Genomic DNA, 25,217 nt, shown 5'->3' with positions numbered 1-25,217 from the left:
TCCGGCGTTGCCTTATGCGGGGCACGCATTCGTGAAACTGGAACGCTTGCGTATCCAGGGCTTGCGCTGCCTGACCGAGGTCGAACTGAGCCTGTCGGACGGGCTGCATGTGCTCATCGGCCCCAACGGTGCGGGCAAGACCAGCATGCTGGAAGCGGCCTTCCTGTTGTCACACGGCCGCTCTTTTCGCAGCGGTGCGCGCGAAGCCCTGCTGCAGCGAGGCGAAAACGCCCTCAGCGTGTTCGGCGAATGGCGCCATGCCGACGGGCACGCCGTCCGGCTCGGACTCGGTCGAAACGGCAGCCGCTGGGAAGCCCGCATCGATGGCGAGAAGGGGAGTCTGGGGCAACTTGTACAGGCGTGCGCCGTGGTGTGCTTCGAGCCGGGTTCGCATGCGCTGATTGCCGGGGCTGCCGACGAGCGTCGGCGCTACCTCGATTGGGGTGTGTTCCACGTGGAACATGATTTCCTGCTGGCGTGGCGGCGTTACCAGCGGGCGCTGAAGCAGCGCAACAGCCTGCTGCGAAGCCAACCGGTTGCGGAAGCGTCGTTGTTCCTGCCGTGGGAGGCCGAGCTGGCGCAGACCGCGAACCTCATCGACACATGGCGCCGACGCTATCTGGATGATCTGCTTCCCCACCTGCAGTCGCAGGCACATAGCCTGCTTCCCGAACTGGGTGCGCTGGATTGCCGTTATCGACGGGGCTGGTCCGATGAGCGCGATCTTGGCGAGCAGTTGGCGGAACAGCGGGGAAGGGATCTTGCCCGGGGCCACACCACTGCGGGTGCGCATCGTGCGGATTGGTCGATCGGTTTCGAACATGCGCCGTTGCGCGAACATCTGTCCCGCGGTCAGGAAAAGCTCACGGCCCTGAGCTGCCTGCTGGCCCAAGCCAGCCTGCATGCCGAACGTCGCGGCGAATGGCCGCTGATGTGCCTGGATGATCTGGCCTCCGAGCTGGATCAGGCGCATCAGGAGGCTGTGCTGGCACAGCTCCAGGCGAGCGGGGCACAGATCCTGGTGACGGGGACCGACCTTCCCGCGCCACTCGCCGCGCTGCCAGCGCATGTGTTCCACGTGGAACATGGTCGGATCCTGCCGGCTGGACCGGCCTGATCCGGCGCGCCGGGGCTAGCGGCATACCCCTGCTATAATCAAGGGAATACATCACGCCCGACGGCTCGGTCCTGTCGTCGGTCACGATGCTGCTGCCAGGGAACTGTCGACGCATGAACGAACCGCAGAACGAATCGCACTACGACTCAAGCAACATCAAGGTCCTCAAGGGCCTCGAGGCGGTGCGCAAGCGCCCGGGCATGTACATCGGCGATACCGATGACGGCACCGGCCTGCATCACATGGTGTTCGAAGTCGTCGACAACTCCATCGACGAAGCCCTGGCTGGCTATTGCGACCGCGTGGTGGTGATCATCCACGACGACGGCTCGGTCAGCGTCAGCGACAACGGCCGGGGCATTCCGGTGGACATACACCCGGAAGAGGGGCGCTCCACCGCCGAGGTGGTGATGACCGTGCTGCATGCCGGCGGCAAGTTCGATGCGAATTCCTACAAGGTGTCCGGTGGCTTGCACGGCGTGGGCGTTTCCGTGGTGAACGCGCTGAGCGACCACCTGTGGCTGACCATTTTCCGTGACGGCTACGAATATCAGCAGGAATACTCGCTGGGCGAACCGCTGTATCCGGTGAAGCAAGTGGGCCCGTCGGAGCGTCGCGGCACGCTGGTGCGCTTCCTGCCCAGCCCGCAGACCTTCACCCACATCGAGTTTCATTACGACATCTTGGCCAAGCGCCTGCGCGAACTGGCCTTCCTCAACTCCGGCGTCACCATCGAGCTGAAGGACGAGCGCGGCGAAGGGCGCAACGACACGTTTGCCTACGAGGGCGGCATCCGTTCGTTCGTGCAGCACCTGGCGCAGCTGAAAAGCACACTGCATCCCAATGTGATCAGCCTGGTGGCCGAGCAGGACGGGATCACGGTGGAAGTGGCGATGCAGTGGACCGACTCGTACAACGAGACGATGTTCTGCTTCACCAACAACATCCCGCAGCGCGATGGCGGCACCCATCTCACCGGTTTCCGCGCCGCGTTGACCCGCTCGCTGCAGAACTACATCGAGAAGGAAGGCCTGGCCAAGAACGCCAAGGTCGCGCCCACTGGCGACGACATGCGCGAAGGCCTGATCGCCGTGCTGTCGGTGAAGGTGCCGGACCCCAAGTTTTCCTCGCAGACCAAGGACAAGCTGGTTTCGTCCGAGGTGAAGACCGCGGTGGAGCAGGCGGTCAACGAGAAACTGGGCGAGTTCCTGCTGGAGCATCCGGGCGAGGCCAAGGCCATCGCTTCCAAGGTGGTCGACGCCGCGCGTGCCCGCGAGGCCGCCCGCAAGGCGCGCGAGATGACTCGCCGCAAGGGCGCGCTGGACATCGCCGGCCTGCCCGGCAAGCTGGCCGATTGCCAGGAAAAGGATCCCGCGCTGTGCGAACTGTTCCTGGTCGAGGGTGACTCCGCCGGCGGCTCGGCCAAGCAGGGGCGCAACCGCAAGACCCAGGCGGTATTGCCGTTGAAGGGCAAGATCCTCAACGTCGAGAAGGCGCGCTTCGACAAGATGTTGTCCTCGGCCGAGGTCGGCACGCTGATCACGGCGTTGGGCACCGGCATCGGCAAGGAGGATTACAACCCCGACAAGCTGCGCTACCACCACATCATCATCATGACCGATGCCGACGTGGACGGTTCGCACATCCGCACCTTGCTGCTGACCTTCTTCTACCGCCAGATGCCCGAGCTGATCGAGCGCGGCCATGTCTATATCGGCCTGCCGCCGCTGTACAAGCTGAAGCAGGGCAAGCAGGAGCTGTACCTGAAGGACGACGCGGCGCTCAACGCGTACCTGATCTCCAACGCGGTGGACAACGCCGAGCTGGTGGCCGACCCGAACGCTCCGGCGATCACCGGCGAGGTGCTGGAGAAGCTGCTGCGCGATTACCAGACCGCACTCGACCAGATCGAGCGCCTCGGCCATCGCTTCGATACCAGCGTGCTGATCGCGCTGCTCGAGCACACTCCGATCAGTCCGGAGTTGTGGACTGACCCGGCGGCGATGCAGGGCTGGCTGGACGGCGTGGCACAGCGCCTGGCCAGCAGCGGACTGGGCAAGCCGCGCTATCGCCTGTCGCTGCGCCCGGCGCAGGACGAACAGCCGGCCGCGATCGAGGTGATCCGCGATCAGCATGGTCTCAGCCATATCCTGTTGCTGCCGCAGCCGTTCTTTGGTGGCGCGGAATTCCGGCCCATCCTCAACCTGAGCCGGCAGCTGGCCGGATTGATCCAGGCCGATGCGGTGGTGCGCCGGGGCAATGCCTCGCGTGGCGTGTTGTCCTTTGCCGACGTGCGCAACTGGCTGCTCGAGGAGGCCAAGAAGGGCCGGACCATCCAGCGCTTCAAGGGCCTCGGCGAAATGAACCCGGAACAGCTGTGGGAGACCACGGTCAATCCGGAAACCCGTCGCATGCTGCAAGTCGGCATCGAGGACGCCTTCGTCGCCGACCAGATGTTCTCCATGCTGATGGGCGAAGCGGTGGAGCCGCGTCGCGAGTTCATCGAGGCCAATGCGCTGAAGGTCGCCAACCTCGACATCTGATCGAGGTCGGCCTGCGTTTCCCCTTGGTATGTCCAAGGGGAAACGCGTCACCATCAGGGCCATGGGCGCCCGATCATGCAGTCCGACGCCGTGCGCGGATGCCCCGCGCCCAAGTGGCCTGGCCGTCGCCTGTTTGCATCGAAATATTCCGACGTCGTCGACGACCATTGGACGCCATCCCCACATTTTCACGGATCGACGATGCCAGCGCTGTCATCGTCACAGCCGTTGAATTTTCATGACGCAATAACGCATTAATGCATGATGTTCCGGCAACCGGTGGCACGTTCTTGCCTGATGTGAGGCCGAAGCATGGAGGCCATGAGGCAAATTTCTGCGAAAGATGCGCCTGCGTATGGAAACTTTTCTGCAAGTGATTGATTTGCATGGGCATGGATGCCGCGTTGCAACTTGTTATGGAATGCCGGCTCGGGTTAATCTCCGGGACCCCCCGCACAACTTGTGCGTGAACCCGACACAGAGGATGGCCATGAAACACGCTCCCTTGACCACGATGCTGACTGGCGCCGCTCTGGCCTTGGCACTGGCCAGTGCTCCTGCTATCGCCCGGAGCCATTCGGAGTCCAAGGAAAAGGCTGCCTCGCTTTATCCCAATGCCACGCGTACCGCGCCGAAGCTCGATCTGACCAGCGAGAAGGAATCGAAGGCGCTCAACGAGGGCCTGACGGCGGCCAACAGCGGCGACAAGGCCAAGGCCACCGAACTGCTGCAGCCGATCATCGACAAGAGCAAGAGCCAGTACGCCAAGGCGCTGGCGATGCAGGGCATGGCCAGCGTGGCCTACAACGGCGGCGACGTGAAGGGCGCGATCAACCTGCTGCAACAGGCGCTGGCCGATGGCGTGATGCCGAACGACACCTATTTCCAGCTGCAGTACGAACTGGCCCAGTTCTACCTGGCCGACCAGCAGTACCAGAAGTCGATCGATACCGTGGAGAAGTGGCGCGCCGAAGGTAAGCGTGAAACCGCGGATTCCTATGCGCTGGAAGGCAACGCCTACTACCGCCTGCAGAAGTACCCCGAGGCGATCGCGGCGATCAAGAAGGCGCAGGCGATGCCGGACAGCAAGCCCAAGGCTTCGTGGAACCAGATCCTGATGGCCAGCTATGCCGAATCCGGCCAGAGCGGTCAGGCTGCCGACCTGGCACAGCAGCAGCTGGCCGCCAACCCGAACGATCCCGACGCCCTGAACAACGCCGTCGCCGTGCTGATGCAGGCGCAGAAGTATCCCGAGGCGATCAAGGTGATGGAGGATGCCCGCGCCAAGGGCAATCTCAAGACCGAAAAGCAGTACGTCAACCTGGCCAAGCTGTACCTGATCACCGGGCAGAACTCTTCGTCCGATCCCAAGCCCGACGCCGACAAGGCCATTGCCGTGCTCAACGACGGCATGGGCAAGGGCGTGGTCACCCCCAGCTATGACAATTACAAGTTGCTTGGCGATGCCGCGCTGATCGGTGGCGAGCAGAGCCAGGCACTGGCGGCCTACAAGAAGGCCATGCCGATGGCGAAGGATGGCGAGGTCGCGGTGCGCGCCGGCCAGGTCCTGATGACCGAGAACAAGTATCGCGAGGCAAAGAGCCTGATCCAGCAAGGCATCGACAAGGGCGTGCAGCACACCGGCATGGCCTACATGATGCTGGCCGAAGCCAACCGCGGGCTCAAGGACAAGCCTGCCGCGATTGCAGCCATGCGCAAGGCCGCGCAGGACCCGGCCACGGCCGGCAAGGCCAAGGCCTGGTTGAAGAAGGCCGGCGTCAAGTAAGGAGCCCATGGCAGCGCTGTCGGCGAGGCAGAATGGACGTCCATTTGATAGTCTTTCCGACGCTATACAAACGCCATGTGCTGTTGTACCGTTGATAATCTTCCCGCATTGTCCAGTGGCAAATGTCATCCATCATGTGATGCAGTTTGCCGATGGGTGCTGCGACTCGTCATTCCGCTGACAAGCTCCTGATCGAAAGTGACAGATGGCCTCAAGTAACTCAAATTACGGTCCAAAGCCGTTCAGTTGGGGGCGCACGATCGCCATCGCGTTCGCAGTTGCTCTGCACGCGTTCGCGTTCATCGTGCTGATCGCGCCAGCCGGGCCGCCCCAGGCCCCGCAAGTGAAGAAAGACCAGATCGTGCAGGTGAGCTTCATCGAGCCGCCGCCGCCGCCTCCTCCCCCGCCGCCGCCGCCGCCGGAACCGCCAAAGCAGCCGCCGCCGAAGATCATCAAGCAGGTGATCCCGCCGCCGCAGCCGCCGCCGCCCGCTCCGCCGCCGCCGGTGACCGAACAGTCCAACAATGCAGTGGCTGCGCCGCCGCCGGCTCCTCCGGCTCCGCCCGCACCGCCGCAGGACATCACGGCAAGCCAGGATCTGAGCTATAACAATCAGATCAAGCCGCGCTATCCCCCACAGGCCATGCGTCAGCGGCACGAGGGTACGGTAACGCTGCTGGTGCTGGTCGGTGTGGACGGTTCCGTCAAGGACGTGAAGGTGGAAAAGTCCAGCGGTTACCGCGAGCTGGATCGCGCGGCGATGGATGCCGTACGTCGTTGGCGTTTCAATCCAGAGAAAAAGAATGGCAAGGTGGTTGAAGGCTACGCTCGCGTGCCGGTCAATTTCTCCCTCAATCAGCTGTAATTCCGATTACAGTTACAGTTCACGCTTGACTTCCCAAGGGTAGCGTTATGTTCTTCTTTCAAGATGCTGTTTCCCCCGCCGCAGGGGCCAACTCCGCCGCCGCTGCCATGCAGCAGATGGGCGTCGGCCAGTTCCTTCGTCACGAAGACCCGCTTGGCTGGGTCGTGGTGATCACGCTGTGCGTGATGTCGGTATCCTCGTGGTACTTCATCATTGCCAACGCGATTCGCAATTCGATGGTGCGCAGCCGCGCCGACCGTGTCATTGATGGCTTCTGGGCCAACTCGTCCACCCAGGACGCGATCCGTGAGCTGGAAGCCCAGCCCAAGAGCGAACCGTTCTCCAAGATCGCCTTGGACGCGGCTTCGGCCGTGGCCCATCACCAGCAGGCTTCGGCGGCTGCCGCCGGTGGTCGTCTGGCCGAGTCGCTGAGCCGCTCCGAGTTCATCGATCGCGCGCTGCGTCAGGCCGTGGATCGTGAAAGCCTGCGCCTGGAAGGCGGCATGACGCTGCTCGCCACCGTCGGTTCCGCTGCACCGTTCGTCGGTCTGCTCGGTACGGTGTGGGGCATCTACCACGCGCTGATCCGCATCTCCGCGTCGGGCAATGCCTCGATGGAAGCGGTGGCCGGCCCCGTCGGTGAGGCGCTGATCATGACCGCATTCGGTCTGTTCGCCGCTATCCCGGCCGTGTTCGCCTATAACTTCTTCAGCCGCGCAAACCGCCTGACCTACGCCCGTTTCGACGAATTCGCGCATGACCTGCACGACTTCTTCGCAACCGGCTCGCGCGTCGAGAGCAAGTGAGGGACTGACCCATGTCGATGAGTACCGGAGGCAATGGCGGCGCGATGTCGGACATCAACGTCACGCCGCTGGTCGACGTGATGCTGGTGTTGCTGATCATCTTCATGATCACCGCGCCGCTGATGTCGCACACCGTGACGGTCACGTTGCCGAGCACCCACGAGGTGAAGGCGGATACCGAAGGGCAGGGCGTGCCGCCGGTTGACCTGGCCATCAAGGATGACGGCAGCATGTACCTCAACGACAACCCCGTGACCGAGTCCGAGCTGAAAGCCAAGTTCGCCGTCTACGCCAGCATGGCTCCGCAGCCCGAGTTGCAGGTCCGTGCCGCCCAGGACACGCAGTGGAAGATCGTGCGCAAGATGCTTGGTGAAGCGAAGAATGCGGGCATGGTGCATGTCGGCTTCATGACGACCCGGCCTGCCGGCCAGGCCCAGGAGTAAAGCCCATGTCCATGAGTACAGGCGGAAGCAAGGGCGCGATGGCGGATATCAACGTCACGCCACTGGTCGACGTGTTGCTGGTGTTGCTGATCATCTTCATGATCACCGCGCCGATCGTCAGCCAGAAAGTGAAGATCGATCTGCCGCAGCCGAACCCGAACGTTCACAACCCGGACAATCCGAAAGAGCCGATCCACCTGAAGATCGATCAGGGTGGTCAGATCTACTGGAACGATTCGCCGGTGGACGAGCTGGGCATGCGCGCGCAGATGGCCGTGATTGCCCAGCAGACCGAGCAGCCGGAGATCCAGGTCGACGGCAACAGCAACGTGGCTTATCAGTACGTGGCCAAGGTGTTGGCCGATGCCAAGAGCTACAACCTGACCAAGATCGGATTCACCGACAACGGTCAGTAATTGCCCGCAAGCAAGTCAAGCGTTACCCGCAACAACCCCCGCCCTATGCGGGGGTTGTTGTTTGTGGAGCCCGGCGCGACCGATGACGGCTTTGCCGGAGCTTGGTAGGAGCGCACCCTGTGCGCGAAAAGCCTTTCGCGATATTCCGGCCAAGAGCCTCACGCCCACGCTCCTACGATTCCGGTCAACATCCGGACCAGTCGTGCTTGCCCCGAAACAATCCCCGGGATGTTTTCAGGCGAGGATCTGCAGATAGTGGCGAACGGTCGCGGCGAGGCCGTCGTACAACGCTTCCCCGATCAAGGCGTGGCCGATGGACACCTCGGCAAGCCCCGGAATCGCCGCGCGGAAGGTGCCCAGATTGGCCTGGCTCAGGTCATGGCCGGCATTCACCGCCAACCCGGCTTGCTGGGCGCGGCGGGCGGTTTCGACGCATTGCTCCAACTGGAGGCGGGCATCGCCGTCGGCGAAGGCGCGAGCGTAAGGGCCGGTGTAGATCTCGACCCGCTCCACACCAAGCGCCGTGGCGTGCTCGAAACCTCGCGCACCGGCATCAACGAACAAGCTGACCCGGCAACCGAGCTCACGCAGTTCGGCCACCAGCGGACGCAAGCGCTCGGCATCGTGCGCCAGGTCGAAACCGTGATCGGAGGTGAGCTGGCCGTCGGCGTCGGGGACCAGGGTGACCTGGGTGGGACGCACTTCGCGGGCGAGCTCAATCAAACCGGGATAACTGCCGCGCGCCGGCGCGAACGGATTCCCTTCGATGTTGTATTCGACTCGACCGCGCAACGCCACAGCAAGCGCCCGCACGTCCTCGGGACGCACGTGCCGCTGGTCCGGGCGCGGGTGCACGGTGATGCCGCCACAGCCCGCCTCGATGCAGGTGTGGGCGGCGCGAATGATGTCCGGTTCGGTTTCGCCGCGCGAGTTGCGCAACACGGCGATCTTGTTGAGGTTGACGCTGAGCAGGGTCATGGTGACTGGCATGAAATGTCGCGTTGGCCGCCAACACTGCGCCGTTCAGCTGGCGCCGGCAAGTGTCAGCAGGCGGATGCGTCGGGCGGGACCGCGCCAGGCCAGGCTGGCGACATGGCCGCTGGCGGGCACCAGCGATTGCAGCTGCCAGGCGCTGGCGTCGTCGCCATCCAGTCGCAGCAATCGCGAAGGGGCCGGCGGCACGGTGAACTGCAGCCGGTCGAGGCCGTAGGCAATGCCGCGGCCGGTTGCCTTGAGCACGGCTTCCTTGGCTGTCCACAGCGACAGAAAGGCATCGTCGCGCTGTTGCGGCCCCAGCGCGGCGAGTGCCTCGGTTTCCTCGACGCAGAAATAGCGCCGTGCGATGTCCATCGCGCGCGGGCGCGGGCGCAATCGTTCCAGATCGATGCCCGGCACGATGCCGCGTGCGATGGCCAGCAACGCGTGATCGCCGCTGTGCGACCAGTTGAAAGCGAGCGCGCCGTGCGGCTCGGCCAGCGACGGGCGGCCATGTTCACCCTCGACGAAGGCGAGCATTTCCGGCACGGCGCCCAGATAGCCGGCGAGCAGCGCGCGCAGCGGTGCGCGGCCGTGTTCGCGCCGGTAATCCAGCCACCACACGTGAATCTCGTCATCGTGCAGGGGCTCTGCTACTTTCGACGATGTCCGGCTTTCCGCTGCTTGCATGCGCGCATGCTGCCGGACGGGGGCCATCGGGCACAAGCCGCTGTGGCGTGGAACCACGAATCCGGGAGAACGCGCGCTTGATCGCCGGCTGGGTATTGCTGCTGGTCTCGGTGTCATACGTGGGCCTGCTGTTCGCGGTGGCCTGGCTGGGCGATCGCCGCCCGCTATATCCGCGCCAGCCGCGCTTGCGCCCGTTCGTCTATGCGCTGGCGCTGGCGACCTATTGTTCGTCGTGGACGTTTTACGGTGCGGTGGGAACGGCTGCGCGTGATGGGCTGGCGTATCTGCCGATCTATCTCGGGCCGATCCTGTTGTTCGTGGTCGGCTTCGGCCTGATGCGGCGACTGGTGCGCGTGGCGACCCGGCGCAACATCACCTCGATCGCCGACTTCATCGGCGCCCGCTTCGGCAAGTCGCACGGCCTGGCGGCCCTGGTGGCGGTGATCGCGGTGGTGGCGATCGTGCCGTACCTGGCGTTGCAGCTGAAGGCGGTGGCGATGTCCTACGCCGTGCTGCGTGGTCTGCCCCCGATGCCGGTGGCGGTGCCCGGGCTGGGCGGCGACACCGCGTTGTGGTGCGCCCTGCTGCTGGCGCTGTTCGCGATCCTGTTCGGCACGCGCAGCATCGATGCCAGCGAACACCATCACGGGCTGATGCTGGCGATCGGGCTGGAATCGCTGATCAAGCTGCTGGCCTTCGTCGCGCTGGCCGTCTACGCGTACCTGCACGGACCGTCCCTGGCGGAAACCCTGCGCTTGCCGCTGCAACATGCCAACCAGGTGGTGCAGCCGGCCTTCATCGCGCAAACGCTGTTGGCGTTCTGCGCGGTGTTCTGCCTGCCGCGGCAATTCCAGATCGGCGTGGTGGAATGCGAAGACAGCAACGACCTGCGCTTTGCGCGCTGGACCATCCCGCTGTACATGCTGATCGTCAGCGTGGCGGTGTTGCCGATCGTGGCCGCCGGCAGTCTGCTGCCGGCCGTGCGTGACGGCGCCGGCGATGCCTGGGTGCTGAATCTGCCGCTGGCCTACGGCAACGGCGGCATGGCGTTGCTGGCCTATGTGGGCGGCTTTTCGGCCGGTACCGGCATGGTGATCGTGGCGGCGGTAGCGCTGTCCACCATGATCAGCAACGACCTGGCGATGCCGCTGCTGTTGCGCATCCGCCGGCTGCGGCTGGAGCAGCGCAGCGATCTGTCGCAACTGCTGCTGCGGGTACGCCGCTGCGCGATCGTGATCCTGGCGTTGATGGCGTATGCCTATTACCGGGTGGCTGCCGATGTGGAGAACCTGGCGGCGACCGGCCTGCTGTCGCTGGCGGCGGTGGCACAGTTCGCCCCGGCGATCGTGGCGGCGCTGTACTGGCCTGGCGCCAGTCGCCGCGGCGTGATGGTGGGGCTGGTGGCGGGTTTCGCGGTGTGGATCTACACCCTGCTGCTGCCGGCGATGGATCATGCCGCGCCGTGGCTGCACAGTGGCCCGCTGGGCGTGGCCTGGTTGCGCCCGCAGGCCTTGTTCGGCACCCATGGCTGGGATCCGGTGCTGCACTGCGCGTTCTGGTCGCTGCTGCTGAATGTCGCCTGCCTGGTGTTCGTTTCCCTGCGCTGGCGTTCAAGCCTGGAGGAACGCCTGCACGCGGCGATGTTCATCGATCCGCACGCCGCCAGCCTGGGCGGCGCCGGCGACTGGCGTGGTCGCGTGCGCGTGGCCGACTTGCGCACAATCGCCGTGCGCATCATCGGCGTACGCGGCACCCAGCGTGCGTTCGACGAGTATGCCGAGCGACGCGGCAAGCCGTTGCAGCCGGGTGAATCGGCCGATCGCGCGTTGATCCAGCACACCGAACGATTGCTTGCCGGCGCCGTGGGTGCGGCCAGCGCGCGGCGCATCCTGATGGGCGTGCTGTCCGGTTCCGGGCTGGATATCGCCGAGGCGATGGCGCTGATGGACGAAGCCTCGCAGGAGCTGCGCTTCAACCGCGAGCTGTTGTCCACCACGCTGGAAAACGTGTCGCAAGGCATCAGCGTGGTCGATGCGCAGATGCGCCTGGTGGCCTGGAACCGGCGTTATCTCGAACTGTTCGATTATCCCGAAGGCATGGTCTACGTGGGCGTGCCGGTCGCCGACCTGATCCGCTGGAACGCCGAGCGCGGCGAGTGTGGTCCGGGCGAGGTGGAGGCGCATGTGGCCAAGCGCATCGGCCACATGCGCGCTGGCGCGATGCATCTGGTCCAGCGCATCCGCCCCGACGGCAGCACCATCGAGATGCGCGGACGCGCGCTGCCCGGTGGCGGCTATGTCACCACCTACAGCGATGTCACTGCCTACAAGAGTGCCGAACAGGCGCTGATGGAGGCGAACGAGACGCTGGAGCAGCGGGTCGACCAGCGCACCGCCGAACTCAGCGAGGCCCTGGCCGCCACGGCGCGGGCGCGGCGCACCGCCGAAGCTGCCAACGTATCGAAAACGCGCTTCCTGGCCGCCGCCAGCCACGACCTGCTGCAGCCATTGAATGCGGCGCGCCTGTTCACCTCGGCCTTGCGCCAGCAGCCGGGACTGGACGCCGAGGCCAGCCAGCTGGCCGAACGCATCGACGCCTCGTTCCGCGCCGCCGAAGACCTGCTCGACGCCTTGCTCGACACCTCGCGACTGGATACCGGCAGCTATCGTCCGGAAGTGGGCCCGTTCGCGCTGTCCGACCTGTTCGAGTCGCTGCAGGCCCAGTTCGCGGTGGTGGCCGAGCAGCGCGGCCTGCGCCTGCGCATGGTGCCGACCCGGCTGGCCGTGCGCAGCGATCCGCAGCTGTTGCGGCGGGTATTGCAGAACTTCATCTCCAATGCGCTGCGCTACACCCGTCATGGCAGCGTGCTGCTGGGCGCGCGGCGTGTCGGCGCGGAAGTGCGCATTGAGGTGTGGGATTCCGGCCCCGGCATCGCCGAAGAGCAACGTTCGCGCATCTTCGGTGAATTCCAGCGACTGGACCGGCCATCGCCCTGGGGCGAGAAGGGCCTGGGGCTGGGCTTGTCGATCTGCGACCGCATTGCCGGCATGCTCGGCCACCGGCTCGGACTGTCCTCGCGCGAGGGCCATGGCAGCTGCTTTTCGATCACCGTGCCGCGCGCTGTGGCCGAACCGCAGCCGGCACGGTTGTCACCGGGCATGGGCACGGCGGCGCAACTCTCGCTCACCGTGCTGTGCCTGGACGACGACGCGGCCATCCTCGATGGCATGCGCGCCTTGCTGCAGCGCTGGGGCGTGGACTGCCGCACCGCCCGCGACGTGGCCGAAGCCGAACGGGAACTGCAACGTGGCCCGGTCGACCTGATCCTGGCCGATTACCACCTGGGCGACGGGGTGGATGGCCTGCAGGCCCTGCGCGAGCTGCGTGCCCGGGGCGTGCCGTTGCCGCCGACCGCGCTGATCACCGCCGACGGCAGCAGCGAACTGAAGCAGCGCGCCCGTGCGCAGGGCTACCCGATCCTGCACAAGCCGGTGCGACCGGCGGCCTTGCGGGCCCTGCTCACGGCACTTCCACGGCGCCAGCCGTCGCATCACGACGGCGACTGAAACGGCGCGAAGGGCTGTCTTTGCCCGGATGACCGGCACCCCATGGCGTTTTGACAGACGTCCATACTTCCAAACTTCCGAGTGACAGGAGTGGACGTCCAGACTTATAAACGTCCATAACAGTAAAAGTCTTGACTTTCCGCTTGCCTTTTTGTTGCGGCGCACTATAGTCAAGATTCCCTTGCTCTCGGGGAGTGGAGATAATGGAACGACCGCACGCGCAGGGTCTGTATGACCCCCGCCATGAACATGACGCCTGTGGCGTGGGCTTTGTCGCCCACATCAAGGGCCGCAAACGCCATGACATCATCCAGCAGGGTCTGGCGATCCTGCGCAACCTGGATCATCGCGGCGCGGTGGGTGCCGACCCGTTGATGGGCGACGGCGCGGGCATCCTCATCCAGATCCCCGACCAGTTCTATCGCGAGGAAATGGCGCTGCAGGGCGTGACCCTGCCGCCACCCGGCGAATACGGCGTAGGCATGGTGTTCCTGCCCAAGGAACAGGCTTCGCGGCGCGCCTGCGAGCAGGAGCTGGAGCGCAAGGTGCTGGCCGAAGGCCAGTTAGTGCTGGGCTGGCGCGACGTGCGCGTGGATACCGACATGCCGATGTCGCCCGCGGTGCGCGAGCACGAGCCGGTGATCCGCCAGATCTTCATCGGCCGCGGTCCGGACGTGATGGTGCCCGACGCGCTGGAGCGCAAGCTCTACGTGATCCGCAAGACCTCCAGCCACGCCATTCGCGCGCTGAAACTCAAGCACGGCAAGGAATACTTCGTGCCCTCGATGTCCACCCGCACGGTGGTCTACAAGGGCCTGCTGCTGGCCGACCAGGTGGGGCGCTATTACCTCGACCTGGCCGATCCGCGCACGGTGTCGGCGCTGGCGCTGGTGCACCAGCGCTTCTCCACCAACACCTTCCCGGCGTGGGAGCTGGCCCACCCGTACCGCATGGTCGCGCACAACGGCGAGATCAACACGGTCAAGGGCAACGTCAACTGGATCAATGCGCGCACCGGCGCGATCGCCTCGCCGGTGCTGGGCGACGATCTGCAGAAGCTGTGGCCGCTGATCTACCCGGGCCAGTCCGATACCGCGTCGTTCGACAACTGCCTCGAACTGCTGACCATGGCGGGTTACCCGCTGTCGCACGCGATGATGATGATGATTCCCGAGGCATGGGAACGGCACGAGCTGATGGACGCCAACCATCGCGCGTTCTACGAATACCACGCCGCGATGATGGAACCGTGGGATGGCCCGGCCGCGATCGCCTTTACCGACGGCCGCCAGGTCGGCGCCACGCTCGACCGCAACGGCTTGCGCCCGGCGCGCTACCTGATCACCGACGACGACCTGGTGATCCTCGCCTCCGAGGCCGGCGTGCTGCCGGTGCCCGAATCGCGCATCGTCAAGAAGTGGCGGCTGCAGCCGGGCAAGATGTTGCTGATCGACATGGAAGCCGGCCGCATCATCGACGACAAGGAGATCAAGGACCAGCTGGCCAACGCCAAACCGTACAAGCAGTGGATCGAGCACATCCGCATCAAGCTCGACGACCTGCCTGCGGCGCCGCCCGAACCGCGCGCCAGCGACAGCCTGCTCGATCGCCAGCAGGCGTTCGGCTACAGCCAGGAAGACCTGAAATTCCTGATGCTGCCGATGGCGCAGGCCGGCCAGGAAGCGCTGGGCTCGATGGGCAACGATTCGCCGCTGGCGGTGTTGTCTGACCAGAGCAAGCCGCTCTACAACTACTTCCGCCAGATGTTCGCGCAGGTCACCAACCCGTCGATCGACCCGATCCGCGAACAGCTGGTGATGTCGCTGGTGTCCTTCATCGGACCGAAGCCGAACCTGCTCGACATCAACAACATCAACCCGCCGCTGCGACTGGAAGTGCAGCAGCCGATCCTGGATTTCGCCGAGATGGCGAAGATCCGCAAGATCGGCCGCTATTCCAAGGGCAAGTTCCGCAGCCACGAACTGGACATCACCTATCCCGCCAATTGGGGCAAGGCCGGCATCGAGGCGCGGCTGGCCTCGCTGTGCGCGCAGGCTGTCGACGCCATCGGCCAGGGCAACAACATCCTGGTCGTGTCCGATCGTCGGGCCTGTCGCGAGCGCGTCGCGATTCCCGCGCTGCTGGCCACCTCGGCCGTGCACCAGCATCTGGTCGAACGCGGCCTGCGCACCAGCACCGGCCTGGTGGTGGAAACCGGCTCGGCGCGCGAGGTGCATCACTTCGCCCTGCTCGCCGGCTATGGCGCCGAGGCGATCCATCCCTATCTGGCGATGGAAACGCTGGGGCAGCATTTTGCCGCAGCGCCGGACGGCATCAGTGCCGACAAGGCCATCCACAACTACATCAAGGCGATCGACAAGGGCTTGCAGAAGGTGATGTCCAAGATGGGCATTTCCACCTACATGTCCTACACCGGCGCGCAGATCTTCGAAGCGGTGGGCCTGAACCGCGAGCTGGTGGATACCTATTTCACCGGCACCACCTCGAACATCGAGGGCATCGGCCTGTTCGAAGTGGCCGAGGATGCGCTGCGCCAGCACGCGGCGGCCTATGGTGACGACCCGGTGCTGGCCGAAGCGCTGGAGGCGGGCGGCGAATATGCGTGGCGCACGCGCGGCGACGAACACATGTGGTCGCCCGATTCGATCGCCAAGCTGCAGCACGCCACGCGTTCGAACAGCGCCTCGACCTACGCCGAATACGCCCGCCTGATCAACGACCAGACCCGGCGCCACATGACGCTGCGCGGACTGTTCGAGTTCCGCCTCGATCCGGCGGCCGCGATTCCGCTGGAAGAAGTGGAACCGGCACGCGAGATCGTCAAGCGCTTCGCCACCGGTGCCATGTCGCTGGGCTCGATCTCCACCGAGGCGCACGCCACGCTGGCCATCGCGATGAACCGCATCGGCGGCAAGTCGAACACCGGCGAGGGCGGCGAAGACGAGGCACGTTATCGCAACGAGCTGCGCGGCATTCCGATCCAGCCCGGCGACACGCTGGCCAGCGTGATCGGCAAGGATCAGATTGAAAGCGACATCAGCCTGTTGCCGGGCGACTCGCTGCGTTCGCGCATCAAGCAGGTGGCCTCCGGTCGCTTCGGCGTCACCGCGGCCTACCTGATTTCCGCCGACCAGATCCAGATCAAGGTCTCGCAGGGCGCCAAGCCCGGCGAGGGCGGCCAGCTGCCCGGCCACAAGGTGTCCGAATATATCGCCAAGCTGCGCTTTTCGGTGCCGGGCGTGGGCCTGATCTCGCCGCCGCCGCACCACGACATCTATTCGATCGAGGACCTGGCCCAGCTCATCCACGACCTGAAGAACTGCAACCCGCGTGCCTCGATCTCGGTGAAGCTGGTGTCCGAGGTGGGCGTGGGCACGGTCGCCGCGGGCGTGGCCAAGTCGAAGGCCGACCACGTGGTCATCGCCGGCCACGACGGCGGCACCGGCGCCTCGCCGTGGTCGTCGATCAAGCACGCCGGCACGCCGTGGGAACTGGGTCTGGCCGAGACGCAGCAAACGCTGGTGCTGAACCGGCTACGCGGTCGTATCCGGGTGCAGGCCGATGGCCAGATGAAGACCGGCCGCGACGTGGTGATCGGTGCGCTGCTCGGCGCCGACGAGTTCGGTTTCGCCACCGCGCCGCTGGTGGTCGAAGGCTGCATCATGATGCGCAAGTGTCACCTGAACACCTGCCCCACCGGCGTCGCCACGCAGGATCCGGTGCTGCGCAAGAAGTTCAGCGGCAAGCCCGAGCACGTGGTGAACTACTTCTTCTTCGTTGCCGAGGAAGCACGCCAGATCATGGCGCAACTGGGCATCCGCACGTTCGACGAACTGGTCGGTCGTGCCGACCTGCTCGACACCCGTGCCGGCATCGAACACTGGAAGGCACGCGGGCTGGATTTCACGCGCGTGTTCCACCGTCCGAGCGTGCCGGCCGACGTGGCCTGGCGTCACGTCGAGGAGCAGGACCACAACCTGGGCAACGCGCTTGACCATGTGCTGATCGACAAGGCCGGCCCCGCGCTCGAGCGCGGCGAGAAGACCCGCTTCATCGTCGACGTGCGCAACGTCAACCGCACCGTCGGCACCATGCTGTCCGGTGAGGTGGCGCGCCGCTACGGCCATGCCGGTCTGCCCGACGACACCATCCACGTGCAGCTCGACGGTACCGCCGGGCAAAGCTTCGGCGCGTTCCTGGCGCACGGCATCACGCTGGACCTGGTCGGCGACGGCAACGACTACGTGGGCAAGGGTTTGTCCGGCGGCCACATCATCGTGCGCTCGCCGAACGACTTCCACGGCTTCGGCCCCGAGCACATCATCGCCGGCAACACCGTGTTGTACGGCGCCACCGAAGGCGAGGCGTATTTCAACGGCGTGGCCGGCGAACGCTTTGCGGTGCGCAACTCCGGCGCCAGCGCGGTGGTGGAAGGCGTGGGCGACCACGGTTGCGAATACATGACCGGCGGCACCGTGGTGGTGCTGGGCGAAACCGGGCGTAACTTCGCCGCGGGCATGTCCGGCGGCGTGGCCTACGTGTACGACCCGCAAGGCACGTTCGAGCGCAAGTGCAATCTGTCGATGGTGGGTCTGGAGCCGGTGCTGTCCGGCGTGGAGCAGGAACTGCGCATTCCGCGTGGGCACTGGCATCGCGCCGCGCGCGACAGCCTGCCGGCCACCGACGAGGCGATTCTGCGCCAGCTGCTGGAAGCACACTTCCGCTACACCGGCAGCTTCCGCACCAAGGAAATCCTGCACGACTGGCGCAACGCGCGCGCGCGTTTCGTCAAAGTGATGCCGAGCGAATACAAGCGGGCACTGATCGAGGCGCACAGCGATGCCGTGCTGGAATCCACCGAGAAGGCGACCGCCTGAGGAACGTATACGATGGGCAAGATCACCGGCTTTCTCGACCACCCGCGCCAGCACGAAAGCAGCGAGGCGCCGGCGCAGCGCAAGCGCCACTGGCACGAGTTCATCAACCACCTTGATGACGAAGCCGCACGCCTGCAGGCCGCGCGCTGCATGGATTGCGGCATCCCGTTCTGCCACAACGGCTGTCCGGTCAACAACGTCATCCCCGACTTCAACGACCTGGTCTACAAGCAGGACTGGAAGCGCGCGCTCGACGTGTTGCAATCCACCAACAACTTCCCCGAGTTCACCGGGCGCATCTGCCCGGCACCGTGCGAAGCGGCGTGCACGCTGAACATCAGCGGCGATGCGGTGGGCATCAAGTCGATCGAGCACAAGATCATCGACAAGGGCTGGGACGAAGGTTGGGTGACGCCGCAACCGGCCGCACGGAAAACCGGCAAGAAGGTGGCCGTGGTCGGTTCCGGTCCGGCCGGCCTGGCCGCTGCGCAGCAACTCGCGCGTGCCGGCCACGACGTCACCGTGTTCGAAAAGAACGATCGCGCCGGCGGCCTGCTGCGTTACGGCATCCCCGACTTCAAGCTGGAGAAAGGCCATATCGACCGCCGCCTGGAACAGATGCGCGGCGAAGGCGTGCGCTTCCGCACCGGCGTGTTCGTCGGTAGCGCCGACGATGCCAAGACCAGCGGCGCTGCCGAGGCCGTCACGCCGGCACAGCTGCAGCAGGATTTCGACGCCGTGGTGATCGCCGGTGGCGCGGAAACCCCGCGTGACCTGCCGGTGCCCGGCCGCGAGCTCGACGGCGTGCACTTCGCGATGGACTTCCTGCCGCAGCAGAATCGGGTCAACGCCGGCGACACGCTCGACCAGCAGATCCACGCCGGCGCCAAGCACGTGGTGGTGATCGGCGGCGGCGACACCGGGTCGGATTGCGTGGGTACCTCCAACCGCCACGGTGCCGAGGCCGTCACCCAGTTCGAACTGCTGCCGCAGCCGCCCGAGCAGGAAAACAAGCCGCTGGTGTGGCCGTACTGGCCGATCCGCCTGCGCACCTCCAGCTCGCACGAGGAAGGCTGCCAGCGCGACTGGTCCGTCGCCACCAAGCGCTTCAACGATGACGGCCAGGGCCGCGTGAAAAGCCTTACCGGCGTGCGGCTGAAGTGGGAAAGCGGCAAGATGGCCGAGGTGCCGGGCAGTGAATTCGAGATCCGCGCCGACCTGGTACTGCTGGCGATGGGCTTCGTCTCGCCGGTGCAAGGCGTGCTCGACGCCTTCGGCGTGGACAAGGACAAGCGCGGCAACGCCAAGGCCACCACCGATGGCGAAGGCTGCTACCGCACCAGCGTCAACAAGGTCTTCGCCGCCGGCGACATGCGTCGCGGCCAGTCGCTGGTGGTATGGGCCATCCGCGAAGGCCGCCAGTGCGCGCGGGCGGTGGACGAGTTCCTGATGGGGGCGTCGACGCTGCCGCGGTAAATCGAACGGCTGCCCACTAAGGAAGGTCTGATTTTTGCTCGTCATCCCAGCGAAAGCTGGGACCCAGCGCCTTCAAACCATTGAACGTAAAGGCACTGGATGACCAGACATTCGTCTGTTGCAAATCGCTTCCTGCTTGACCAGCCCTTCGGCTGTTGAAAAGCGCCTCGCAGGAATGACAGGGCAAAAAGCTGGTTGATCAGATCTTCCCTAAGTGGTCCCTGCCAGGCTGCTTTCGGGGACGTTTGGCAGCAAACGCCCAGACAGTTTCCGCTTCATCCGTGGCAGCGCATTCGGTGCGTCGATAACGCGTCGTACTGCCTCAGGGATGCGGGCCACCGCCGGGCGGCGACAAGTTGCGGCGCCACCATTGTGCAGCGTAATGGGCTCGCCATCGGCAAGCTCATCATCCGCACATGATCGCCTCAGCGGTCCAGCGGGCTCAGCACGCCTTGCCCGCCGCGATTGAGCACGTGGGTGTAGATCTGGGTGGTCTTCACATCCTTGTGGCCGAGCAGTTCCTGCACCGTACGAATATCGCTGCCTGATTCCAACAGGTGCGTGGCAAACGAATGCCGCAACGTGTGCGCACTGACCGGCTTCACGATGTCTGCCTCACGGCAGGCCCTCTTCAAGGCTCGTGAAAGCATGCCATCGTCGAAGTGGTGCCGCCGCTCGTGGCCACCGCGAGGGTCACGCGAGCGGCGCGGCGCAGGAAACACATATTGCCAGCCAAACTCACGCGGAGCGGCTGGATACTTGCGTGCAAGTGCATGCGGCAACCATACCTCACCAAAACCTTCTTGCAAATCCGCTTGATGCAGCTGGCGTACGCGCGCCAATTCGCACCGCAACGGTTCGATCAGCGAACGCGGCAACATGGTATGGCGATCCTTGGCACCCTTGCCGTCGCGCACCGTGATCTCACCGCGCTCGAAATCCACATCCTTTACCCGCAGACGCAACGCCTCCATCAGGCGTAACCCAGCGCCATACAGCAGGCTGGCCAACAGTCGCGGGCGGCCATCCAATTGCGCCAGCAACCGCGTCACCTCATCGCGTGAAAGCACGGTGGGCACTCGCATCGGTCGTTTCGCCCGCGTCACGCCATCCAGCCACGGCAGTTCGATGGCAAGCACTTCGCGGTACAGAAAAAGCAAGGCCGACAGCGCTTGATTCTGTGTATTTGCCGCCACCTGCCTCTGCACAGCCAGCTGCGAAAGGAACCCCTCAATCTCGACTACGCCCATCTCGCGAGGATGGCGTTTGCCGTTGGCCAGGATAAAGCGGCGAATCCAGCCCAAATACGCCTGCTCCGTACGCAAGCTGTAATGCTTCACCCGCAACACCCGGCGCACCTCGTCCAACAACCGTGGGGCCCTGTCCGAGCCGGAATGCGTATTCGCGTTTTCAGGGTGATAAAGCATACATACCTCGTTTCGCACGATATGCACGCCAGCCTGCCAGCCCATGAACGCCGGAAAAACCCGGCAACCGCTTGATGTCTTGTAAGGTTTCCCTGCTTGACGACCTGCCTACGAGCAGAGAGCATGGATTGCATATGCCCCGATATGGGGTCTACTAAGCGTTAGAACCCAATGGATACACCGGGGCCAAGTTGAACATTTCCGTGCTCGCCTTTCGTCCAACTTCCCGGCCCGGTCTTTACCCACCCATCGGCAACGCGGCCTTCATCAATCAATGGTTGCATCGCGTCATACAGATCGTTGTTACGGTGCTCGTCAAACAGATCAGTCAGCCTGTCCCAATCACGCACCAAGCCAACCCACATGGGGTATTTGTCGGCCACCTCATGCAGGCACTTGCGGTAGTGCGGGAACAACCGCAACAAGCGGTGGCAGCGGCCAAAATCGTCGGGGTCCTGTGGCACGCTTACGCCGTAGCTTGGCGGCGGCGTGCCCTCCATCACATGCATAATAGTTTCGCTGCTCATGCCGGTGTCGTCAGAGAGCGCCCATTCAAGTGGTGTCATCGTCGTTTCCTCGTGTTGGGTTCTAACAGTTCATTCGAGCCGGACGGCTTTCAGCCGCCGCTCAATTCAGGCGTTAGGCCGCCATGCCAGGATTGGGCTCATTCATACTTGTAATGTTGCTTGCTGCAATCGCTCCGTTTCTTGCGTTTGCGAGCGTAGTGCTCGTTTGCATCCCTCGTACTCGCAGGCTTGGCGTACAACTTCTTCTGTTCCCTTTTCTTGTCGCGCTTTTTCTAATGCTAGGCTGGACAGCACTGTCAATTTTGTTTCATGTGCGGTATCCATACAGTCTGCAAGTTAGCCTCATATGCTTTGGTGCGCTCTTCGCCATAAGTTATTTTTCCATAGCAGGTTGGCGCATCGTTCGTTGTGCACGGCCTAACAGTTCGTCCAAGCGGACGCGCGAAAAGCCGCGCGCCGCTTAACTCCAGCGTTAGGTTGCACACAATGGTTCGAGGGAAATTGATACCGGTACTGCCCAAGAACTATCGTCGCATTGCGCTATACGCAATCGAGTATGCGGCTGAGCCTGTCGTTCTCGTCAATCGAAAGCGCATCGAGGATTTCTCGGAGGCTGGTCCACTTACACAACGCGGCATTCGTGCTTTGCGCGACTTCGAGGTTCGTGATGGTTCAATGCCCATACTCGGCTTTCACGACCACCCTAGCGAAATGTGGGTTTCTGCGTCGCACGCGGCTGTCGCGCAATATTGTGCTTCGCAAGGTTGGCTCACCATACAAGGTGGTGCAACCTAACATTTCAATCCAGCGGACGCGCTACGCGCGCCGCTGATTTCAGGCGTTAGAGGTCACAACATGTCCGCGATGGCGAGAGGAGTTTTCACTGCGCTTTTTCTGCTCATCGCGGCGTTCCCGGCATTGGCGCAAGACGAGGTCACGCTTTTCAACGGCGCGGGCAAGCCAGAGGCGTACATCGCCGTCGATGACGAGCTCACCATTTACTTGTGGAGCGGCAAGCCCGTTGCGTACCTCAAAGAAGATAGTGCGGGCGGCTACGATGTCTATGGCTTCAACGGACAGCATCTTGGCTGGTTCCTCAAAGGCATCGTCTGGAGCCACGACGGCACTGCGTCCTGTGCCGTCAAAGAGGTCTTGCAGTCCACCGAATATGAGCCGTACAAAGCATATAAACAGTACAAACCCTACAAGGCTTACACTCAGTACGCGCCCTACCGTCCATATTTCTCTAACTCCTTCGGCGATACCCCGTGCCGTTTTCTCTTGGGGTCTGGCGCGCAGTGACCTCTAACCACTCGTTCGAGGCGGACGGCTACGCCGCCGCTCAACTCAAGCGTTAGTTGCCACAGGGGGCACCATGAAGAAGTTTCACGTTCTCTCGATCGCCTGCATTTGTCTAGCCTTTGCGGGCTGTACAAATCAGCAGGCCGACCAAACGATAGCCACGCTGCGCGGACAGCTGAGCGAGGCGCAAGGCCAAAATAGCAAACTCAAGGCCCAGGTTGATGAGCTGTCGCGAAAAGTGAAAGAGCTTTCGGACACCCCGTCGGCCAGATTGGAGGCAATCCGACAGCTTGTGGCCAAAGGCGACGTGAACGGCGCAAGTGCCGCGTCATCGAAGCTAAAGAGCAAGTATCCCAATGCGCAGCAGACGCAAACGGCGGAACAGCTCGTGCACGATCTTGCTGCCCAACTACAGGCCGCGCAAGAGAAGCAAGCAAGGCTGCAGAAGCTAAAGTTTCGGGCCCTCGACGTCACACCAACGTTTACCGAAAACGGCATTACGTTTCGCACCCTCAAAACATCAACTACAAGCCGATGGGTGTCAGATTCGTATAGCTATGAGTATCACTACAGCGATGCAGATCGTGGAACAAAATATGTCGTTCTTCAGGTCAATATAAGCTCTACGAACGACAAAGATCCCAAGCTGTTCCCAGTTGCTGTTTACAGGGTCGTGGGGAATAAGTTGGAGCAGGTGGCGGATTTTTCCTACGCCTTTCGGCGTTGGCACGACTACGGATCATATCTAGGCAATTATGGCGACTCAGGCAATGACTTCGCTAAGTCCAAAACTGTCGAGTTCTCGTTTGCGGCGCAGGTCAGTGACTCATATCTAAAGGAGCCACTGTTGGTCGTCGCGTCCGGCGAGAAGTGTGTGGAGCGGATAAATCGAAGTCTTGCGCCGGCCGTGGCATATATCGCGCTGGGCTGCGCATCGCTCAAGCAGGAGCTATCGCTTTCTGAAGTGGCGGGAAAGAATTATCACGTTGTCGAGCGCATGAATTTCTAATTGGCGTTCATTGGCACAAGGGGGTAGCTATGGCACGTCGTCGACTACTGTGGTTGCTCGTGCCTGTCGTGGCCATCGCGGCTATCGCAGGCTGGAACTATTTTGGGGTGCAACAGCCACTGTCCAAGGCATTGGCGGCCGACAGCAGAAATGAGGGGCTCTCGGTCTTTGCGCACTATCAGTGGTACGTAAATTCCGATGTTCTAATCTTCGATCTACGGGGCGTCTCGGGCACGAACAGTGAAGCCGATGTTTTCCGTAGCATGCTGCAGTTTGCGCAGGCTGTGCAGTCACGCAACTTCAGCAAGGTAATTCTGGCCTACAAAGGTACCCCGCGCTTCATGCTTGAAGGTGCGTACTTCAAGCAGCTTGGGGCAGAGTTCGCGTATCAAAACCCGGTGTACACTCTTCGCACGTTGCCGGGGCATGTCTACAACTTGGACGGTACGCCGGCGTTCGGTACTTGGACTGGTGGCTTGCTTGGTGTGGTTGGGCATCAAATGCAAGACCTCAATGCATTTGGCAAGCAGTGGTTCATCAACGATGCTGCGAGTGGCAACTAACTATTCGGTCAACCGGACGCAAACCCGCTGCGCGGGTTCGCGCCGGTTACCTCAAGCGTTAGGCGTCGGTGTAGCCATTTTCATTTCAGTTGGGGGCGTCGCAACGTGCAGTGTGCGGCACGTATCAGCACCAGGGCAGCTTCGGCCAGCATCGGCACGGCCGTCGCGCGTTCGGCTTGCGGCAAAGTCTTTTGTGCTTCGGCCAACATCGTTGCCAGCATTCGGCGCGTCGCGTTTTCCATGTTCGCAGCGCGGGCATCGTCGCTTCGTTCACCGGCGCGGCCAGCGTGTGGGCACCGCCGCCTAACAACTCAGTCAAGCGGACCGCGTTCCGCGGCCGCTTACTTCGGGCGTTAGGCCGCATGGAAAGTCTATTCGCGCTCGCATACACCACTGGCCTCATTGCATTCTGGTCGGGTGTCGTCGTGACACTTTGGCGCTTCGTGCAGATGGCTTCCCGGCTCTCAGCTGCGACTGCAGTCCGGTTCGCGGCTGCGTCTTTGGCACTCGCGGTCGGGGGTTACATTCCGGCTGCACTCATCGGCGCTTGGGGCTTTTGCTCGGCGTCAGCCGGCGGCCTCTGTGCACTGGGTGGGTATGTCGGCACCGGGCTGGTCGCTGCCGGTGGCGTGCTGCTTTACCGTTTCTTTCGGGCGCGCCGGGAACTCGCTGCGGCCTAACAATTCCGTAAGAGACTTCCCGTCAACCCCAGGCGCATGACGCTTTTGCCTTGGGCTTTCAGGCGACTGCCGGCGATGGTGTTGTCAGGCGTTGCATGCTGCGTGTCAGTGCTGCGCGGATCCAACGA

The 25,217-nt window shown here is 63.6% G+C and carries 19 protein-coding genes; 13 read left to right on the top strand and 6 right to left on the bottom strand.

The features are described from left to right. Positions 1-31: 31 nt before the first annotated feature. Entirely contained in the window at positions 32-1,117 is a 1,086-nt protein-coding gene (recF, locus tag AB7849_RS18275) for a DNA replication/repair protein RecF (protein WP_037099970.1), read from the top strand. 113 nt (positions 1,118-1,230) lie between these two features. Beyond that, positions 1,231-3,660 carry a DNA topoisomerase (ATP-hydrolyzing) subunit B gene (gyrB, locus tag AB7849_RS18270; RefSeq protein ID WP_008211798.1) on the top strand — a complete coding sequence of 810 codons (2,430 nt, stop codon included), beginning with the start codon at positions 1,231-1,233 and terminating at the stop codon, positions 3,658-3,660. A gap of 73 nt (positions 3,661-3,733) precedes the next feature. Here the strand turns inward: gyrB and AB7849_RS18265 are convergent, their stop codons facing one another. After that, positions 3,734-4,048 (bottom strand): hypothetical protein, encoded by a 315-nt coding sequence (locus AB7849_RS18265; RefSeq protein WP_369501497.1) that lies wholly within the window; start codon positions 4,046-4,048, stop codon positions 3,734-3,736. Positions 4,049-4,150: 102 nt separating this feature from the next. Between AB7849_RS18265 and AB7849_RS18260 the strand changes: the two genes are divergently transcribed. The 5 genes from AB7849_RS18260 (at position 4,151) to AB7849_RS18240 (ending at position 7,976) form a co-directional block, all read left to right on the top strand. After that, a complete protein-coding gene (locus tag AB7849_RS18260; protein WP_175481608.1) occupies positions 4,151-5,446 on the top strand; it encodes a tetratricopeptide repeat protein in 1,296 nt (431 codons plus the stop codon). 205 nt (positions 5,447-5,651) lie between these two features. Then, positions 5,652-6,311, top strand: a complete 660-nt coding sequence (locus AB7849_RS18255) for an energy transducer TonB (RefSeq protein WP_092705272.1) — start codon at positions 5,652-5,654, stop codon at positions 6,309-6,311. Between the two features lie 47 nt (positions 6,312-6,358). Beyond that, on the top strand, positions 6,359-7,117 hold the full coding sequence (locus tag AB7849_RS18250; protein ID WP_037100292.1) for a MotA/TolQ/ExbB proton channel family protein: 759 nt from the start codon (positions 6,359-6,361) through the stop codon (positions 7,115-7,117). A gap of 11 nt (positions 7,118-7,128) precedes the next feature. Next, the gene (locus AB7849_RS18245; RefSeq protein WP_037100290.1) at positions 7,129-7,560 is read left to right on the top strand and encodes an ExbD/TolR family protein; all 432 of its coding nucleotides are present in this window, start codon (positions 7,129-7,131) and stop codon (positions 7,558-7,560) included. A gap of 5 nt (positions 7,561-7,565) precedes the next feature. Then, positions 7,566-7,976, top strand: a complete 411-nt coding sequence (locus tag AB7849_RS18240; RefSeq protein WP_037100288.1) for an ExbD/TolR family protein — start codon at positions 7,566-7,568, stop codon at positions 7,974-7,976. Positions 7,977-8,210: 234 nt separating this feature from the next. Here AB7849_RS18240 and AB7849_RS18235 read toward each other — a convergent pair whose 3' ends face one another. Next, a complete protein-coding gene (locus tag AB7849_RS18235) occupies positions 8,211-8,954 on the bottom strand; it encodes a pyridoxine 5'-phosphate synthase (protein ID WP_008212485.1) in 744 nt (247 codons plus the stop codon). A gap of 45 nt (positions 8,955-8,999) precedes the next feature. After that, entirely contained in the window at positions 9,000-9,641 is a 642-nt protein-coding gene (locus tag AB7849_RS18230; protein WP_037100297.1) for a 4'-phosphopantetheinyl transferase family protein, read from the bottom strand. 77 nt (positions 9,642-9,718) lie between these two features. Here AB7849_RS18230 and AB7849_RS18225 point away from each other — a divergent pair, with 77 nt between their 5' ends. The 3 genes from AB7849_RS18225 (at position 9,719) to AB7849_RS18215 (ending at position 19,581) form a co-directional block, all read left to right on the top strand. Further along, positions 9,719-13,207, top strand: coding sequence for a hybrid sensor histidine kinase/response regulator (locus AB7849_RS18225; RefSeq protein ID WP_008212483.1), 3,489 nt, complete (start codon positions 9,719-9,721; stop codon positions 13,205-13,207). A 203-nt stretch (positions 13,208-13,410) separates the two neighbouring features. After that, positions 13,411-18,105, top strand: a complete 4,695-nt coding sequence (locus tag AB7849_RS18220; protein WP_008212482.1) for a glutamate synthase-related protein — start codon at positions 13,411-13,413, stop codon at positions 18,103-18,105. A gap of 12 nt (positions 18,106-18,117) precedes the next feature. Further along, entirely contained in the window at positions 18,118-19,581 is a 1,464-nt protein-coding gene (locus tag AB7849_RS18215; protein WP_008212480.1) for a glutamate synthase subunit beta, read from the top strand. A gap of 425 nt (positions 19,582-20,006) precedes the next feature. Here the strand turns inward: AB7849_RS18215 and AB7849_RS18210 are convergent, their stop codons facing one another. Together AB7849_RS18210 and AB7849_RS18205 are read right to left on the bottom strand one after the other, a co-directional pair. Next, on the bottom strand, positions 20,007-21,008 hold the full coding sequence (locus AB7849_RS18210) for an integron integrase (protein WP_050984330.1): 1,002 nt from the start codon (positions 21,006-21,008) through the stop codon (positions 20,007-20,009). Positions 21,009-21,169: 161 nt separating this feature from the next. Continuing rightward, positions 21,170-21,574: a hypothetical protein gene (locus tag AB7849_RS18205; RefSeq protein WP_369501496.1), complete on the bottom strand. Its 405-nt coding sequence runs from the start codon at positions 21,572-21,574 to the stop codon at positions 21,170-21,172. A gap of 816 nt (positions 21,575-22,390) precedes the next feature. On the opposite strand from AB7849_RS18205, the gene AB7849_RS18200 reads away from it, so the two are divergent. From AB7849_RS18200 to AB7849_RS18190, 3 genes are all read left to right on the top strand, one after another. After that, entirely contained in the window at positions 22,391-22,837 is a 447-nt protein-coding gene (locus tag AB7849_RS18200) for a 4-fold beta flower protein (RefSeq protein ID WP_008212477.1), read from the top strand. Between the two features lie 73 nt (positions 22,838-22,910). Beyond that, a complete protein-coding gene (locus AB7849_RS18195) occupies positions 22,911-23,846 on the top strand; it encodes a cell division protein ZapB (protein ID WP_369501495.1) in 936 nt (311 codons plus the stop codon). A gap of 29 nt (positions 23,847-23,875) precedes the next feature. Further along, positions 23,876-24,409 carry a hypothetical protein gene (locus tag AB7849_RS18190; protein ID WP_037100286.1) on the top strand — a complete coding sequence of 178 codons (534 nt, stop codon included), beginning with the start codon at positions 23,876-23,878 and terminating at the stop codon, positions 24,407-24,409. Positions 24,410-24,489: 80 nt separating this feature from the next. On the opposite strand, the gene AB7849_RS18185 is transcribed toward AB7849_RS18190, so the two are convergent. Continuing rightward, the gene (locus AB7849_RS18185; RefSeq protein ID WP_157618106.1) at positions 24,490-24,651 is read right to left on the bottom strand and encodes a hypothetical protein; all 162 of its coding nucleotides are present in this window, start codon (positions 24,649-24,651) and stop codon (positions 24,490-24,492) included. Positions 24,652-25,217 lie beyond the last annotated feature (566 nt).

This window comes from Rhodanobacter sp. FW021-MT20 (assembly GCF_041107475.1).
In the GTDB taxonomy this organism is placed as follows: Bacteria; Pseudomonadota; Gammaproteobacteria; order Xanthomonadales; family Rhodanobacteraceae; genus Rhodanobacter_A; species Rhodanobacter_A glycinis.
This window is presented reverse-complemented; position numbering and strand designations above follow the sequence as displayed.

What these genes read in the sequence shown, in the direction of transcription:
- AB7849_RS18220 (WP_008212482.1), top strand. Translation starts at nt 13,411, where the DNA reads ATGGAACGACCGCACGCGCAGGGTCTGTATGACCCCCGCCATGAACAT.
- AB7849_RS18265 (WP_369501497.1), bottom strand. Translation starts at nt 4,048, where the DNA reads ATGCAAATCAATCACTTGCAGAAAAGTTTCCATACGCAGGCGCATCTT.
- AB7849_RS18195 (WP_369501495.1), top strand. Translation starts at nt 22,911, where the DNA reads ATGAAGAAGTTTCACGTTCTCTCGATCGCCTGCATTTGTCTAGCCTTT.
- AB7849_RS18190 (WP_037100286.1), top strand. Translation starts at nt 23,876, where the DNA reads ATGGCACGTCGTCGACTACTGTGGTTGCTCGTGCCTGTCGTGGCCATC.
- AB7849_RS18210 (WP_050984330.1), bottom strand. Translation starts at nt 21,008, where the DNA reads ATGCTTTATCACCCTGAAAACGCGAATACGCATTCCGGCTCGGACAGG.
- AB7849_RS18205 (WP_369501496.1), bottom strand. Translation starts at nt 21,574, where the DNA reads ATGACACCACTTGAATGGGCGCTCTCTGACGACACCGGCATGAGCAGC.
- AB7849_RS18230 (WP_037100297.1), bottom strand. Translation starts at nt 9,641, where the DNA reads ATGCAAGCAGCGGAAAGCCGGACATCGTCGAAAGTAGCAGAGCCCCTG.
- gyrB (WP_008211798.1), top strand. Translation starts at nt 1,231, where the DNA reads ATGAACGAACCGCAGAACGAATCGCACTACGACTCAAGCAACATCAAG.
- AB7849_RS18245 (WP_037100290.1), top strand. Translation starts at nt 7,129, where the DNA reads ATGTCGATGAGTACCGGAGGCAATGGCGGCGCGATGTCGGACATCAAC.
- AB7849_RS18260 (WP_175481608.1), top strand. Translation starts at nt 4,151, where the DNA reads ATGAAACACGCTCCCTTGACCACGATGCTGACTGGCGCCGCTCTGGCC.
- AB7849_RS18185 (WP_157618106.1), bottom strand. Translation starts at nt 24,651, where the DNA reads ATGGAAAACGCGACGCGCCGAATGCTGGCAACGATGTTGGCCGAAGCA.
- AB7849_RS18200 (WP_008212477.1), top strand. Translation starts at nt 22,391, where the DNA reads ATGTCCGCGATGGCGAGAGGAGTTTTCACTGCGCTTTTTCTGCTCATC.
- AB7849_RS18250 (WP_037100292.1), top strand. Translation starts at nt 6,359, where the DNA reads ATGTTCTTCTTTCAAGATGCTGTTTCCCCCGCCGCAGGGGCCAACTCC.
- AB7849_RS18235 (WP_008212485.1), bottom strand. Translation starts at nt 8,954, where the DNA reads ATGACCCTGCTCAGCGTCAACCTCAACAAGATCGCCGTGTTGCGCAAC.
- AB7849_RS18215 (WP_008212480.1), top strand. Translation starts at nt 18,118, where the DNA reads ATGGGCAAGATCACCGGCTTTCTCGACCACCCGCGCCAGCACGAAAGC.
- AB7849_RS18255 (WP_092705272.1), top strand. Translation starts at nt 5,652, where the DNA reads ATGGCCTCAAGTAACTCAAATTACGGTCCAAAGCCGTTCAGTTGGGGG.
- AB7849_RS18240 (WP_037100288.1), top strand. Translation starts at nt 7,566, where the DNA reads ATGTCCATGAGTACAGGCGGAAGCAAGGGCGCGATGGCGGATATCAAC.